This is a genomic window from Paenibacillus sp. V4I7 (genome assembly GCF_030817275.1).
Lineage (GTDB): Bacteria > Bacillota > Bacilli > Paenibacillales > NBRC-103111 > Paenibacillus_E.
Genome location: NZ_JAUSZD010000002.1, coordinates 6,957,432 through 6,972,732, shown reverse-complemented (window position 1 = coordinate 6,972,732; position 15,301 = coordinate 6,957,432). Strand labels below are relative to the sequence as shown.

The 15,301-nt window shown below is 48.2% G+C and carries 14 protein-coding genes and 1 pseudogene; all 15 read left to right on the top strand.

What is annotated here, in order from left to right:
* Positions 1 to 50: 50 nt before the first annotated feature.
* The 15 genes and pseudogenes from QFZ80_RS32595 (at position 51) to whiA (ending at position 15,184) form a co-directional block, all read left to right on the top strand.
* Entirely contained in the window at positions 51 to 1,268 is a 1,218-nt protein-coding gene (locus tag QFZ80_RS32595) for an ATP phosphoribosyltransferase regulatory subunit (RefSeq protein WP_307562906.1), read from the top strand.
* Between the two features lie 179 nt (positions 1,269 to 1,447).
* Positions 1,448 to 2,083, top strand: coding sequence for an ATP phosphoribosyltransferase (hisG, locus tag QFZ80_RS32590; protein ID WP_307551353.1), 636 nt, complete (start codon positions 1,448 to 1,450; stop codon positions 2,081 to 2,083).
* A 39-nt stretch (positions 2,084 to 2,122) separates the two neighbouring features.
* Positions 2,123 to 3,409 (top strand): histidinol dehydrogenase, encoded by a 1,287-nt coding sequence (gene hisD, locus QFZ80_RS32585; protein ID WP_307562903.1) that lies wholly within the window; start codon positions 2,123 to 2,125, stop codon positions 3,407 to 3,409.
* Positions 3,409 to 4,017, top strand: coding sequence for an imidazoleglycerol-phosphate dehydratase HisB (hisB, locus tag QFZ80_RS32580; protein WP_307551355.1), 609 nt, complete (start codon positions 3,409 to 3,411; stop codon positions 4,015 to 4,017). Before hisD ends, hisB begins: the two co-directional genes overlap by 1 nt.
* A 2-nt stretch (positions 4,018 to 4,019) precedes the next feature.
* The gene (gene hisH, locus QFZ80_RS32575) at positions 4,020 to 4,625 is read left to right on the top strand and encodes an imidazole glycerol phosphate synthase subunit HisH (protein WP_307562901.1); all 606 of its coding nucleotides are present in this window, start codon (positions 4,020 to 4,022) and stop codon (positions 4,623 to 4,625) included.
* Between the two features lie 48 nt (positions 4,626 to 4,673).
* A complete protein-coding gene (gene hisF / locus QFZ80_RS32570) occupies positions 4,674 to 5,432 on the top strand; it encodes an imidazole glycerol phosphate synthase subunit HisF (protein ID WP_057302627.1) in 759 nt (252 codons plus the stop codon).
* Entirely contained in the window at positions 5,429 to 6,091 is a 663-nt protein-coding gene (hisIE, locus tag QFZ80_RS32565) for a bifunctional phosphoribosyl-AMP cyclohydrolase/phosphoribosyl-ATP diphosphatase HisIE (protein ID WP_307551358.1), read from the top strand. The genes hisF and hisIE overlap by 4 nt, the downstream gene beginning before the upstream one ends.
* Positions 6,092 to 6,117: 26 nt before the next feature.
* Positions 6,118 to 6,924 (top strand): histidinol-phosphatase HisJ, encoded by an 807-nt coding sequence (gene hisJ, locus QFZ80_RS32560; RefSeq protein WP_307562899.1) that lies wholly within the window; start codon positions 6,118 to 6,120, stop codon positions 6,922 to 6,924.
* Between the two features lie 75 nt (positions 6,925 to 6,999).
* Entirely contained in the window at positions 7,000 to 7,950 is a 951-nt protein-coding gene (locus QFZ80_RS32555) for a ribose-phosphate diphosphokinase (RefSeq protein WP_307551360.1), read from the top strand.
* Positions 7,951 to 8,260: 310 nt separating this feature from the next.
* Positions 8,261 to 9,997, top strand: a complete 1,737-nt coding sequence (locus tag QFZ80_RS32550; RefSeq protein ID WP_171641352.1) for a tetratricopeptide repeat protein — start codon at positions 8,261 to 8,263, stop codon at positions 9,995 to 9,997.
* Between the two features lie 143 nt (positions 9,998 to 10,140).
* The gene (gene trxB / locus QFZ80_RS32545) at positions 10,141 to 11,088 is read left to right on the top strand and encodes a thioredoxin-disulfide reductase (protein ID WP_307551363.1); all 948 of its coding nucleotides are present in this window, start codon (positions 10,141 to 10,143) and stop codon (positions 11,086 to 11,088) included.
* A 230-nt stretch (positions 11,089 to 11,318) separates the two neighbouring features.
* Positions 11,319 to 12,266, top strand: a complete 948-nt coding sequence (locus QFZ80_RS32540; protein ID WP_307551365.1) for an ROK family glucokinase — start codon at positions 11,319 to 11,321, stop codon at positions 12,264 to 12,266.
* Positions 12,267 to 12,342: 76 nt separating this feature from the next.
* Positions 12,343 to 13,230 (top strand): RNase adapter RapZ, encoded by an 888-nt coding sequence (gene rapZ, locus QFZ80_RS32535; RefSeq protein ID WP_171641358.1) that lies wholly within the window; start codon positions 12,343 to 12,345, stop codon positions 13,228 to 13,230.
* A 31-nt stretch (positions 13,231 to 13,261) separates the two neighbouring features.
* On the top strand, positions 13,262 to 14,245 hold the full coding sequence (locus QFZ80_RS32530) for a gluconeogenesis factor YvcK family protein (RefSeq protein WP_057302620.1): 984 nt from the start codon (positions 13,262 to 13,264) through the stop codon (positions 14,243 to 14,245).
* 5 nt (positions 14,246 to 14,250) lie between these two features.
* Positions 14,251 to 15,184 (top strand): annotated as a pseudogene (gene whiA, locus QFZ80_RS32525) (DNA-binding protein WhiA).
* The last annotated feature ends 117 nt before the right edge of the window (positions 15,185 to 15,301 follow it).

Here is a 15,301-nt window from a genome sequence, read left to right as displayed (position 1 = left end):
GTTAAAGTAAATAAAAAGGAAATTGAATTCCTACATGTTGAGGTGAGACGGTGTCAAAGCCAAAAGTATTTGAAAAACCGTTAGGGGTTAAAGATTATTTGCCCGAAGCGGTTACGAAACTGCGAAATATTGAATTCCGTGTATTGGCCTGTATGGAACGCTGGGGTTATAACCAGATCATTACGCCTACACTCGAATATTACGATACCGTTGGTGTTGCGAGCTCCACAGAAGATAAGAAGCTGTTCAAGCTGCTCGACCGTAAGGGAAAGACGCTTGTTTTGCGGTCTGAATTGACAGCGCCTATAGCTCGAGTAGCTTCTTCCTTGCTCAAAGAACATGCGTTCCCATTGCGCTTATCTTATCATTCGAATGTTTTTCGTTCGATTGAAGAGGAAGCTGGGCGGGATTCAGAGTTTTTCCAGACGGGCGTCGAGCTTATTGGAGATGCTTCATCCGAAGCGGATGCTGAGGTTGTAGCGTTAGCGATTGCTTCGTTGCAGGCGGCTGGCGTAGGCGCGTTTAAGATTGCGCTCGGTCACGTAGGCTTCCTGAACGGTTTGTTCCAGGAAACACTGGAAGGGCGCAGTGATGAACAGCTAGCGCTGAAAGAGCATTTACTTAGTCGGGATTATGTGGGATACCGCGAAGCCATTAAGTCGTTGGCTCTTACACCTGAAGTGGAACGTGAATTGAATGGCGTGCTGCGGCTTAGAGGCGGAGATGAAATTTGCGAGCAAGCTCGCATGGTATCACAGCACCCTATCGCGATGGATGCGATTCGTCATTTATGCGAAGTCTGGGATGTATTGAAAGCCTATGGGGTTAGTGAGCATGTTGTGATTGATTTAACGATGATTGGAGATTTCTCCTACTATACAGGTATGACCTTTGAGGGATATGCGTCTGATTTAGGCTTCCCAGTTTGCAGTGGAGGCAGATATGATAATCTGCTGAGTCAGTTTGGACGTCCGGCTCCGGCGACGGGGTTTGCGCTCAAGACGAATCGAATCCTCGAGGTTACAGGAAAAGAGAACGTGGAGCAGCCAGGTCGTGTGCTGATTGCTTATGATGCTGAACATCGTGAAGAAGCGCTGCAGCTGGCGAAAGCTATGCGCAGCAGTGATGATGAGGTTATCATTATCACACAATTAGTGAGCGAGTATGAAGCTTGGTCGAACGAGTTGTTGAACAAGGGAGACGGCCAGTACGAGCTTCACGGAACGGTTTATAGTGATGTTATTACGATGATTGATGTAGCGGTTTGATTCGAGCAAGTGCAAGAGCAAGAGCAAGAACAAGAACAAGAACAAGAGCAAGTTTAAGAGCAAGTTTAAGAGCAAGTTCAAGAACAAGTGCAAGAGCCGCAAGTGCAGAAGCAAAAGCGAAATCAAAAGCATGAAGGGATCTCGCTCCGTTGGTTGGAAGTTTAAAGGAGGTTGGAACGTTGGATGATATTCTAAAAGTAGCGATGCCGAAAGGCCGTATTTATAAACAAGCAGCGAAGCTTTTTCATAAAGCGGGTCTGCCAATTCCGGAGGACCTGGAAGAAGGACGCCGGTTAATCATTCCTGTCTATGAGGCAAGAATGGAATTCATTTTGGCGAAACCGGTGGATGTTCCTACCTATGTCGAATATGGCGTAGCGGATATCGGGGTTGTCGGCAAGGATGTTCTGATGGAGGAGAACCGCAACGTGTACGAGCTTCTGGATCTGGGCATTGCACGGTGCCGGATGTCGGTTATTGGACTGCCGGATTGGAAGCAAGAGATTAATCCGCGCGTCGCGACGAAGTATCCGAACGTCGCTTCTCAGTATTTTCGCGAGCGAGGGCAGCAGGTTGAGGTTATCAAGCTAAACGGCTCTATCGAGCTTGCGCCGCTTATTGGTCTTGCTGACCGGATCGTGGATATGGTCGAAACAGGAGAGACGCTTCGGGAGAACGGACTTGTGGAGCAAGAGGAGATTTTTCAGATTACGAGCCGCTTAATTGCGAATCGGGTGAGTTACCGCATGAAGAATGATTCTATTCAGCGGTTATGTGATATGCTGCAGGCTGTTTTGCCTGTAATGAAGGTTTAGAGGGATTAGATAAGTAACACTCAAGAGAGGATGATGAAGATGCGGATACTTCCCGCCTCGGAATATCAATTGAACCGCGAGGTCGAATACGGCTCACCCGAGCAAAATGAGACCGTCCGCCGCATCATCGATGAGGTGCGGCAGGACGGAGATGCCGCGCTGCGACGCATGGCGCAGGAGTTCGACCGCGTCACCGTCGTTGAGCTTCGCGTCAGCGACGAGGAGATCCAAGCGGCGTACGCGCAGGTCGACGCCGAGTTCCTGGCGGCGCTGCGACAAGCCGCCGCTAACATTCGTGCGTTTCATGAGAAGCAGAAACGCACGTCGTGGATGGACCTGCAGGCGAACGGCAGCCTGCTGGGCCAAATCATCCGACCGCTGAAGCGGGTCGGATTGTACGTGCCCGGAGGGAAGGCGGCTTACCCTTCCTCCGTGCTCATGAACGCCATCCCCGCGATCGTCGCGGGGGTGCCGGAGATCGCGATGGTGACGCCTCCGGCCACCGCTGGGGAAGAGGGCATCAACCCGCATATCCTCGTGGCAGCGGCCGAAGCGGGTGTAAAAGAGATCTACCGCGTAGGCGGGGCGCAGGCGGTAGCCGCGCTGGCCTACGGCACGGAATCGATCCCGCCGGTCGATAAGATCGTCGGGCCAGGCAACATTTACGTCGCGCTGGCGAAACGCTTCGTGTTCGGCGTTGTCGATATCGATATGATCGCCGGACCAACCGACATCGTCGTGCTTGCTGATGAGCACGCCGATCCTGAATATGTCGCGGCCGATTTGCTGGCGCAGGCCGAGCATGACGAGATGTCACCGTCGATTCTGGTGACACCATCAAGAGAGCTTGCCGAAGCGGTTCGGCAAGAGCTGTGGCGGCAGCTGGATGTGCTGCCGAAGAAAGCCATCGCCTCTGTGTCCACAGCGACCAAAGGAGCTATACTCCTTGTGGATAACTTGGACGAGGGCGTTGACGTTGTCAATCGTTTGGCGCCGGAGCATTGCGAGCTGTTGGTACAGGAGCCTTTTAACCTGCTGCCTCGCATTGAGAATGCTGGAGCTATTTTCCTCGGCGCCTACAGCACGGAACCCGTCGGCGATTATTTCGCTGGACCTAACCATGTGCTGCCGACAAATGGCACAGCCCGCTTTTCATCGCCACTGAATGTGGACGATTTCCTCAAAAAATCAAGTGTTATTCACTATAGCAAGGAAGCACTGATCGCAAACGGCGAAATGATTATGACGCTTGCCCGTAACGAAGGGTTGGAAGGTCATGCAAGAGCGGTAGAGATTCGACTCAAGAAGGAAGGGAAGTTGACATAATGGCTGAACAAGATAAAGGGATCACTCGCTCAGCGCGTGTAGCCCGTAAAACGAATGAGACTGACATTACCCTCGCGTTTCAAGTAGATGGAACAGGGGTCTCTGAGATCCAAACTGATGTTCCTTTCTTGAACCATATGCTTGATTTGTTCACGAAACACGGACAGTTCGATCTAAACGTAGTCGCTAAAGGCGATATCGAGATCGATGATCATCATACGGTTGAAGATATCGGCATTTGTTTAGGTCAAACCCTTCGTGAAGCACTAGGCGATAAAAAAGGGATTAAACGCTATGCCAGCGTATTCGTCCCTATGGATGAAGCCCTTGCTCAAGTTGTCATCGACATTAGCAACCGACCGCATTTCGAATATCGCGCGCAGTATCCTTCACAAACGGTGGGCAGTTTTGATACGCAGCTTGTTCAAGAGTTTCTGTGGAAGTTTGCTCTGGAAGCCCGTATCACGCTGCATGTTATTATGCATTACGGACAAAACACGCATCACATGATTGAAGCAGTGTTTAAAGCTTTAGGCCGAGCGCTGGATGAAGCGACATCGATCGATCCTCGTGTGCAGGGGGTTCCTTCGACGAAGGGAGTGCTGTAAGAATGATCGCCATTATTGATTATGGAATGGGTAATTTGCACAGCGTAAGCAAGGCTGTCGAACGTCTAGGCTACGAAGCTGTTGTAACAGGGGATGCTGAGAAGATCCTAGCAGCTGAGGGTGCTATCCTGCCAGGTGTAGGAGCATTCGGGGATGCGATGGAGCAGCTGCGTGAGTCGGGGCTGAATGATGTCGTCATCCGTTATGCGGCATCGGGTAAGCCTCTGTTGGGTATTTGCCTTGGCATGCAGTTGTTGTTCGCCAGCAGCGAGGAGCACGGGGATCATGAGGGGCTTGCCCTTTTGCCTGGCTCGGTCGTTCGCTTTCGCGGCGACTACAAGGTACCGCACATGGGTTGGAATCGATTAGTCCACAAGCAAAATGACAGTCCGATTTTTCAAGGTATCGATGAAGGGCACGTGTACTTCGTCCACTCCTATCATGCGAAGCCGGAGCGCGAAGGCGACCTGCTGGCGGTAACGGATTACCATCAGCCAGTGACGGCCATTGTAGGCAGAGATAACATATACGGCATGCAGTTTCACCCCGAAAAAAGTGGGGATATCGGCATGCAATTGCTTAATAATTTTCTGAAAATGTGCAAATAGTTTGCTCTTTTGCTTTTAGATAATCAGGTAAGGAAGGAAGTGCCCATCATGTTAGCCAAAAGAATTATACCTTGTCTAGACGTCAAGGATGGCAGGGTGGTCAAGGGCGTTAATTTCGTTAATTTGCGCGATGCAGGCGACCCGGTGGAGTTGGCAGCGATTTACGATAAAGAGGGCGCGGATGAATTGGTGTTCCTCGATATTTCGGCATCGGTGGAAGGTCGGGCGACGATGGTGGAGGTTGTCCGTCAAACGGCAGGGGAGATTACGATCCCTTTCACCGTAGGCGGCGGCATCTCCAGTGTGGACGACATGAAACGGCTGCTTCGCGCCGGAGCTGATAAGATCGGTATCAACACTGCAGCGGTTCGCAATCCTCAGCTTGTTTCGGATGGAGCGAGGAAGTTCGGTTCCCAGTGTATTGTCGTTGCCATTGATGCGAAATTTAATGCAGAGTGGGGCGAGTGGGAAGTGTTCACGCATGGCGGACGCAACGCCACTGGCATCAAGACGTTGGAGTGGGCGAAGCGTATGGAAGAGCTTGGCGCGGGAGAAATTTTGCTTACTAGCATGGATGCAGACGGAACGAAGGATGGCTTTGATTTAAAGCTAACACGTGCCGTATCCGAGCTGCTCACGATTCCTGTTATTGCTTCCGGTGGAGCGGGCAAAGCGGAGCATTTCTACGATGTATTTACCGAAGGCAAAGCCGATGCAGGGCTGGCGGCAACCATTTTTCACTATAAAGAGTTAACGATTCAAGGGGTCAAAGATGACCTTAAAGGTAAAGGGGTTGAAATCCGATGACATTTTCAATAGATCAGATTACTTATGATGCACAGGGTCTTGTACCTGCCATCGTGCAGGACGCAGTCAGCAAAGAAGTGCTCATGCTTGCTTACATGAATAGCGAGTCATTGCAGCGTACGATACAAACAGGTGATACTTGGTTCTGGAGTCGTTCCCGTCAAGAGTTGTGGAACAAGGGGGCAACTTCCGGTCACACGCAAAAAGTAAAATCACTGCGCTACGACTGCGATGCAGACACGCTGCTAGTTCTCGTGGAACAAGTGGGACCTGCTTGCCACAATGGTACTTACACGTGCTTCACAGCTAACATTCCTCTGGGAGATGAAGGTTCTGTGCAAGAAGCCGTACCTGCTGCCTCTGTAGGTGATCGTTTCGCGATCCTTGGCGAGTTGGAAGCTGTGATTGCTTCGCGTGACGCTGAGCGTCCTGAGGGCGCTTATACCACGTATCTTTTCGAAAAAGGTGTCGATAAGATTCTCAAAAAAGTAGGCGAAGAAACAGCCGAAGTGATCATCGCAGCCAAAAACAAAGATAACGAAGAGCTTCGCTATGAAGCGAGTGATCTTATTTTTCACTTAATGGTCCTTTTACGTAATAATAAATTGCCTTTGGATGATATTATGAAAGAGCTGGCCAATCGGCACGTCAAAAAGTAAATAAAACGACCTGGAGTGAATTCACGATGTTGATTGATTATCATACACATCATGTACGCTGCGGTCACGCCTCTGGGGAACTGGAGGAATACGTCAAACGCGGCATCGAGATCGGACTCACACAGTTGGGGCTTTCGGATCATATGCCGCTTTTGCATGTGGACCCTGCGACTTATTGGCCGGAAATGGCCATGCCGATGGAAGAACTGCCTCGTTATGTCGAGGAGTGTCTGCATCTTAAAGAGAAGTACAAAGATCAGATTGATATCCGTGTCGGGCTAGAGGGCGATTATATCGAAGGCTTTGAGACGGAGATTGCCGCAATCGTCAAAGCGTACCCATGGGACTATGTTATCGGTTCTGTTCATTTCCTTGGCGAGTGGGATATTTCTGATTTTAGGCAGCTTGCGGGTTGGGATGGCAAGGATATTTATGCCGTTTATACCCAATACTACGAGGCAGTGAAGAAAGCAGTCCGAACTGGACTGTATGACTATATCGGTCATATAGATATGATTAAACGATTTGGTTACGTCCCGGATCGTGATCCGTGGGAGCTGGAGAAGGCGGCACTGGACACTGTGAAAGAATGTGGGCTTGCGATTGAGCTGAATGCTTCGGGCTTGCGCCACCCGTGTAAAGAGATGTTCCCGAGCCGCCGAATGCTGGAATATTGTCATAAGGTGGGAATTCCATTGACGATAGGTTCGGACGCGCACCAGCCGGATCGGTTGTCCCAATATTTGGACGAAGCTAGGGAACTCTTGAAATCCATTGGATTTAACGAAATAGCCACATTTTCTGCCCGAAAACGACATCTTGTGACTTTATAATTTCGACATGTTTCATGTATAATGAGTAGGAACTGTATAATCTATTTAATGAACCTTCGGAGGTAACCATTAACCATGCATAGCGACAATGTTAAAATCTTTTCCGGATCTTCGAATCCGAAGCTTGCGGAACGTATTTGTAAAGAGCTCGGCCAGCCGCTTGGACAAATTAAGCTTTCCCGTTTTAAAAGCGGAGAAATTTACTGTCTTTACGAAGAAACGATTCGTAACTGTGACGTATTCCTGGTACAAACTTTTTCCCATCCGATTAATGAGCACATGATGGAACTTCTGGTCATGATGGATGCGGCGAAAAGAGCTTCTGCAAGAACGATCAACCTTGTCATCCCTTACTATGGTTACTCTCGTCAAGAACGTAAAGCTGCTCCGCGTGAGCCGATTTCTGCTAAATTAGTAGCTGACTTGTTCAGTGCAGCAGGTGCAACTCGTGTTGTAACGATTGACCTTCATGCACCTGCGATTCAAGGCTTCTTCAATATTCCGGTGGATCATCTGACGGCTCTTGATCTTATCAGTGATTGCATCAAGAAGAAAAATTTACCTAACCCGATCATCGTATCTCCGGATGCGGGACGTGCGACAACTGCTGAAAAAATGGCGAACATTCTCGATGCGCCATTCGCGATGATGATTAAGAAGCGCCCAGAACACAATGAGTCTGTGATTACCCACGTCATTGGCGATGTTGCAGGACGTACACCGATCATTATCGAGGATCTGATTGATACCGGTACGACGATTGTCAACGTTGTTGAGAGTCTGAAGGAAAGAGGAGCGCATGACGTATATATTTGTGCGACACATCCTGTGTTCTCTGGACCAGCCCTGCAGCGTTTAGATCACCCTAGCATTAAGGAAGTTATCATTACGGACTCCATTGCGATTCCGGAAGGACATTCGGAAAAATTCAATGTGCTTTCAGTAGCTCCGCTGTTGTCTGATGCGATTCGCATTATTAATGAAGGTGGGTCCCTATCCTCCCTATTCAAATACGGTGGCGTTTAAGCGGAAGCTTAAAAAATCGCCTTTGAAAACGAAGGTTACTCTGGAAGTAGCTCGGCGTCGAATCTTGAACGAAATCCGGGAACTGCGGTACTCACGTAGGCTCACCTACGCTCCGTTCCTCGTTCCTCGGATTTCGTTCAACCTTCTCGGTTTTGAAAGCCGACTTTTTAAGCCTCGATTGAAATAGGATCTAAGGCAAAGTTCAAATGCAAAAATTCAAGACCAGATCTTACCTTCGGATTATGTTTTTGGCTTCCAAGCGATCTATGGTATAATTTGAGTGTAATCAAATTGCCGGAGGTGTCTTGCTATGGAAAAGATTAAGCGTGTGTCCGAAGCGCCAAAGCCTAAAGTTATCTCAATTAACATGGATGCCGCATTCTTTTTCGAGAGAGCGGTTCAATCTTTGGATCGGTTTCATTATGATAAGGCATTGAAATATTTCCGGCGAGCTGCAGAGTATGAGCAGGATAACCCTGTGAATCACTGCAATCTCGCAGGAGTTCTCTCCGAAATGGGCAATTATGACGAGTCGAACCAAATTCTGCAGCATGTCCTTGATACGATCGATCCCGAGATGACGGAATGTCACTTTTATATGGCAAACAACTATGCCAACATGGAAAATTTCGAGCAGGCCGAACAAGCGTTGGTTCGATATTTGGAAACTGACCCAACAGGTCAATTCATGGATGAATCCGAAGAAATGATGGAAATGCTGAGCTACGAGCTTGAACGTCCCGCCCCTCTCACTAGCATTAAGAGTCGAGAAGGGCTCTTCGAGCATGATAAAGCCCGTGCGCTTCTCGAAGAGGGGAAATTCGCCGAAGCTGTGAGGCAGTTAGAGAAATTGGTGAAGAATCAGCCTGATTTCACAGCTGCCCGCAACAATCTGGCACTTGCTTATTACTATATGGGGCAGTTTGAGAAGGCAATGGAAACGATTCGTGCGGTGCTCGATATCGATGCCGGAAATCTGCATGCGCTATGTAATATGGCCATTTTCCATCAGCATTTCGGTAACAAGGAGGAGTTAGCTGAGCTAACATCTCTACTTTGCAAGACATTTCCTTTTCAGCAGGATCATGTGTTCAAGCTTGCTACAACGATGGGTATCCTTTCTGAGCATGAGAAGGCATACCACTTGTTTAAGCGCCTGCTTAAAGCAGGAGACGGCACAGCAGACCCATGCCTCTATCATTATGCAGCGGTAGCAGCCAGCCATATCGGTCGATTCGGCGAGGCTTACCGCTATTGGAAGCAAGCTGAGAAGCTTGATCCCGGCGCCGAAATCTCCAAGTTTTACTTGGAGCAGCTGCGCTCACGCGAGAAGGTCGAAGGGCCGTTAACGTGGAGCTATCATTACCATCTGCCCTTTGAAGAGCAGTTTAGGGTGTTGGAGAAATCCACGCAAGGAATACCAGATCAATTGAAGAAAGATCCGTTGGTGCGATCCTCTTTCTTCTGGGCTTTGCGCCATGGTGATATCGAGACGAAGCTGCAGGTGATCCAAGCGTTCGGCTTGATTGCTGATAATGAAGTGAGAGATGCTTTGCAGGATTTCATCCTAGATCGTCAAGAAGATGACTATTTGAAACGGGTTGCGATTTTCGTGCTTCGCAGCATGGGGATCCGAGAGTCACTTCCTGCCTATCTTGAGAACCAAGAGATTACGGTAGAGGCCTCTCCTTACTCGCCGCATTTGCCCATTTGGGATGCCAAATGGCAGAGTGTGATGGAAACAGCGCTTTCCCATATGCACAAGCGCTACGATATGGTTCAACAGTATGATTTGGAAATACTATGGGTTGAATTTCTGACGAAGATCTACCCAGGCGTGCCTAAGATTCATAAATCCGAGGGCTGGGCGGCAGCGTTAGAATATTTGATCGCCAAAATGCATCGCCGAGCTATTTCCTATCAGGAAGTATCTACACGCTATGGTGTTACAGTCTCAACAGTAAGCCGCAATGTAAAGTTGATTGATGACACGTGCGGTTTGCGTGAGAAAATGGAAGCTATTTTTAACAAATTCACGAGTATTTGATAGCCAGTCTTTTGCCTTGTCGAAAGACCTGGCTTTCATACATAAATAAAGCGGAGCATACGAGGGCTGTCTTGCTGAAGCAAAACGCAGGCGATGCTTACGTAGATAGCTTTCCTGAGGAAAGCACCTAGGAGGGAAACCATATGTACAAATCAGTCGTTGTAGGAACAGGACCATCCGGTCTAACAGCAGCCATTTATTTAGCACGCGCCAACCTTAGCCCACTCGTTATTGAAGGGCCAGAGCCAGGCGGACAGCTAACCACTACTACCGAAGTAGAGAACTTCCCCGGCTTCCCTGAAGGGATTATGGGTCCTGAATTAATGGAGAATATGCGTAAGCAAGCAGAACGTTTCGGCGCCGAATTCAAAACCGGTTGGGTGAACTCTGTTGAGCTAACGAATCGTCCGTTTAAACTGCAAGTTGAAGGTCTTGGCGAGATCGAGACAGAAACACTGATTATCTCCACGGGTGCTTCTGCCAGATTGCTAGGAATTACCAATGAGAGAGAAAACATCGGACGCGGCGTAAGTACTTGCGCAACGTGTGACGGATTCTTCTTCCGCGGTAAAAAGATTGTTGTCGTTGGTGGCGGTGACTCCGCCATGGAAGAGGCGAATTTCCTTACTCGCTTTGCATCTGAAGTTCGCTTAGTCCACCGTCGCGATGAGCTTCGTGCTTCGAAGATTATGCAGGACCGTGCTCGCGGCAACGAAAAAGTGAAATGGGCACTGAATAATACACCGCTTGAAGTTATAGCTGGTGAAAAAGGTGTAACAGGCCTGAAGGTCAAAAATAACGTAACCGGTGAAGATGAAATCATCGAAACAGATGGTATCTTTGTAGCAATTGGCCATACACCGAATACGAAGTTCTTAGGTGGACAAATCGATACGGATGAGCAAGGCTATATTATTGTGAAGCCGGGCACGACGGAGACGAATATCCCTGGTGTATTTGCTTGTGGTGACGTGCAAGACACGAAGTATCGCCAAGCGATTACAGCGGCAGGAAGTGGATGCGCAGCTGCCCTGGAAGCTGAAAAGTTCCTAGAAGGCAACATCGTACACGATTGGAGCCAGTCGCTGTAAGTGGTCTGGAGTCTTTACAGCAAACGTGGAGGGCTAATCTCTCCACGTTTTCTCATTTCTTTGGGAGCTGTTGAATCTTGACCAGTTCACAGGCTTGACTTATAGTTGGAACAGGAGCATAAGTAAACCCCACAAAGTGACGCATAGCCTTCGAAGCATATTCCAATTACTTTGCGGGGACCCCGGAAAATATCCGAAAATTATATGAATATTCATGAGGTGACCTTGCAATGTCAGATCAGATTTATATCGGTGTAGATTTAGGCGGTACGAATATCAAAGTGGGTATCTGCGACGAGCAGGGGAAGCTGCTGCAAACGTTTGAAGGCCCTACAGGCGCGGAGAATGGTTCTGATTTTGTAATTGAGCGAATTGCGCAGTATGTACGCCAAGTTGTCGAAGAGTCTCCGTTTGAATGGGAGCAAGTGGCTGGTATTGGCGCAGGTTTAGCCGGATTCATGGATATTCCGGAAGGCTTCGTCAAATTCTCTCCAAATTTGCTATGGCATAATGTCCCTGCGAAGAAGATGTTGGAAGAATTTCTTGGTAAAACAGTTAAGATTGACAACGATGCCAATGTAGCTGCTTTAGGCGAAGCTTGGGCAGGCAGCGGAGCAGGAATTCCAAATGTGGTTTGCTATACGCTTGGAACAGGTGTTGGCGGTGGTATTATTATTAACGGGAAAATTTATCAAGGTTCTACGGGTATGGCTGGAGAGCTTGGTCATATGTCCGTTGTGCCCGACATTGAAGCGATTCAGTGTGGATGTGGACAAATGGGTTGTCTAGAAACAGTTTCGTCGGCAACAGGCATCGTTCGTATGGCCAATGAAGCGGTCGAACGCGGCGAGAAAACGTCATTAGCTCTTCATGAGAAGATTGAAGCGAAGCATGTCTTCGATGCAGCCAAAAGCGGAGATGAAGTATCTCTGCGCATCGTGAACCGTGCTGCATATTATATTGGACGTTCGATGGCTGCGATGGCTGTTATTGTTAACCCGAAACGATTCATTATCGGTGGTGGTGTTTCTAAAGCAGGGGAAATTTTATTCCAACCGATTCGCGAAACCTTTAAGAAATACACGCCAGAGACAGCCTCAGAAGGTGTTGAGATCGTTGCTGCAACGCTCGGTAACGACGCTGGTATCGTAGGCGCTGCTGGTTTGAATTTAAGATAGACGTAAAACGTACTGTTCGTATGGTTAGCGGATCTGAGTTGACCTGCGAGAAGCACTCCAAAGGAAGGTGTCATTCATGGAAGAAAACCACCCTTTAGCGAAACTGGTCATAATTACAGGAATGTCAGGTGCAGGTAAGACGATTGCCGTACAGAGTCTAGAGGATCTAGGATTCTTCTGCGTCGATAATTTACCTCCTGTGCTGATTCCTAAATTTGCTGAGTTGATCGAGCAGTCGATGGGGAAAATCGGCAAAGTGGCACTGGTGATTGATTTGCGAGGGCGTGAATTTTTCACTGCACTTCAGGAGTCGCTTCGTTATATTCAAGAGAATTACACGCTTAGTTATGAAATTCTATTCCTAGATGCTACCGATGCGACGCTAGTACAGCGTTATAAGGAAAGTCGCCGCCGTCACCCGCTAGCTCCCGATGGAGCGCCGCTTGAAGGTATTGGTCTTGAGCGTAAACTGCTGGAAGAGCTGAAAGGCCTAGCCACACAGGTTATTGACACAAGCACGCTTAAGCCGGTGCAGCTCAAAGAAAGAATTATTTCCCGGTTTACCAATTTGGAAACAAACCGCATATCTATAAATGTAATCTCCTTCGGATTTAAGTATGGTGTCCCTATTGATGCTGATTTAATCTTCGATGTTCGCTTCTTGCCAAATCCACACTATGTAGAACAGCTTCGTCCACAAACAGGTCAAGATCCTGATGTGTATGACTACGTGATGAAGTGGAGCGAAACGCAAGAGTTCCTGAATAAGCTGCTCGATATGCTAAATTTCTTAATGCCTCAATATAAAAAAGAAGGCAAGAGTCAGGTTGTTGTTGGCATAGGTTGCACTGGAGGTAAACATCGATCCGTCGCCATCACTGAATATCTCGGTAAGGTGATGGGGAACAGCGAAACCGAAACCGTGCGTCTGAGTCATCGAGATGCCGAGCGGGACCGTGTATAAGCAGTCCTACGATTAAGAGGGTGAAAGAAGTATGGAACATGTTGAATTACAACGCAAGCCCAGAATAGTCGTTATTGGCGGTGGAACAGGTCTTTCGGTTATGCTTAGAGGATTGAAGGAGAAGCCGGTTGATATTACAGCCATTGTGACGGTAGCCGATGATGGAGGAAGCTCTGGTATTCTCCGGAATGAATTGCAGATGCCGCCTCCAGGTGACATTCGCAGCGTGCTAACGGCCCTTGCTGATGTCGAGCCCTTGTTGTCGCTTATTTTGCAATATAGATTTCAGGTGGGTACAGGTTTAGCTGGACACAGTCTGGGAAATCTAATACTAGCAGCTCTTACGGATATTACAGGTGACTTTGTCACTGCGGTTCAGGAGATGAATCGGGTATTTGCTGTCAGAGGCCGGGTGCTTCCCGCATCGAATCAAGCTATCGTGTTGAAAGCGATCATGGAAGATGGTACCTTAGTCGTAGGCGAGTCCAAGATTCCAAAAGCGGATGGACGCATCAAGCGTGTATTCATCGAGCCGGCCAACGTGACACCGCTAGCTGAAGCCGTTCAAGCTATACGCGAAGCGGATGCTATATTATGCGGCCCCGGCAGTTTATATACCAGCTTGCTGCCGAATCTACTTGTCCCTGGGATCGCGGAAGAGATTGTGAAATCGAATGCTGTAAAGTTGTTCATCTGCAATGTGATGACACAGCCAGGCGAAACCGACGACTACTCAGTCAGCGATCATCTGGATGCCATTTATGATCACTTGGGCCAACATTTGTTTGACTATGTGATTGTGAATAATGGGGAAATCCCTCCGCAAGTCCAGGCGAGATATGCGGAAAAGGGTTCGAAAGCGGTTCATTTGGACCTAGAAGAAGTCACGAAGAGAGGGTATCGGATTATCGCTGATCGACTCGTGCTATTTCGTACCTACCTTCGTCATGATGCAGAGAAATTGAGTGACCATATTTATCAGCTCGTCGAAAGCTGGATGTTAAGGAAGAAGTGAGTCCCTTGTCCTTTGCGGCAACAACCAAAAAAGAATTGACGCTAATTACAGATGCAGGAAGCATGTTGTGAAAAAGCGGAGCTGTCGGCATTGATTCGAATGAATGGATCTGTGCAGTTAACCAGCCAACGCGTCGTACTTGATATTTCAACAGAAAATGCAGCTATTGCTAGACGGATATACACGCTCATCAAAAAGACGTACAAATTGCACACCGAGCTGCTCGTGCGTAAAAAAATGCGTTTGAAGAAGAATAACGTGTACATTGTTAGAGTTCCTGGTCAGGTCCAGGAACTGCTCAGTGATCTGAAAATTGTTTCCGAAGGCTTCATCTTCACCACGGGAATTAACAAAGAGATCATTCGAGGCAACTGCTGCAAACGGGCCTATCTTCGTGGGGCATTCATGGCTGGAGGCTCGGTAAATAACCCCGAGGGTTCTTCTTACCATCTCGAGATTGCCTCGATTTACGAGGAGCATTGCAAGGCGTTATCGCAGCTTGCGAACAAATTCGACTTGAATGCCCGCTGCATCGAACGCAAAAAAGGGTTCGTCTTGTATATCAAGGAAGGCGAGAAGATTATCGAATTTCTAAGTATCATTGGCGCACATCAAGCGCTTCTGCGCTTTGAAGATGTCCGAATTATGAAGGATATGCGTAACTCGGTAAATCGTATTGTCAATTGTGAAACAGCGAACCTCAACAAGACGATTGGTGCAGCTGTTAGACAGATCGAAAATATCCGTCTCCTGCAAAGGGAGGTCGGACTGGATAGTTTGCCTGAGAAGCTAAGAGAGGTTGCCGAGATTAGACTTCAGCATCCCGATCTGAATCTCAAGGAGGTTGGCGACATGCTTAAGGGCAGTGTAAGCAAATCTGGCGTCAATCATCGTCTACGAAAAATCGATGAATTGGCTGAAAAACAGCGGAATTCGTAGATAAGAAGGCCCTGTACAGTGCATCTATAAGTTTTTCTCATTTTTTCTAGTGTACTTCAGGGAAAAATGCTATAATGTTAAAACATAGGTAAAGCACTGTTATCAATAGTAATTCAT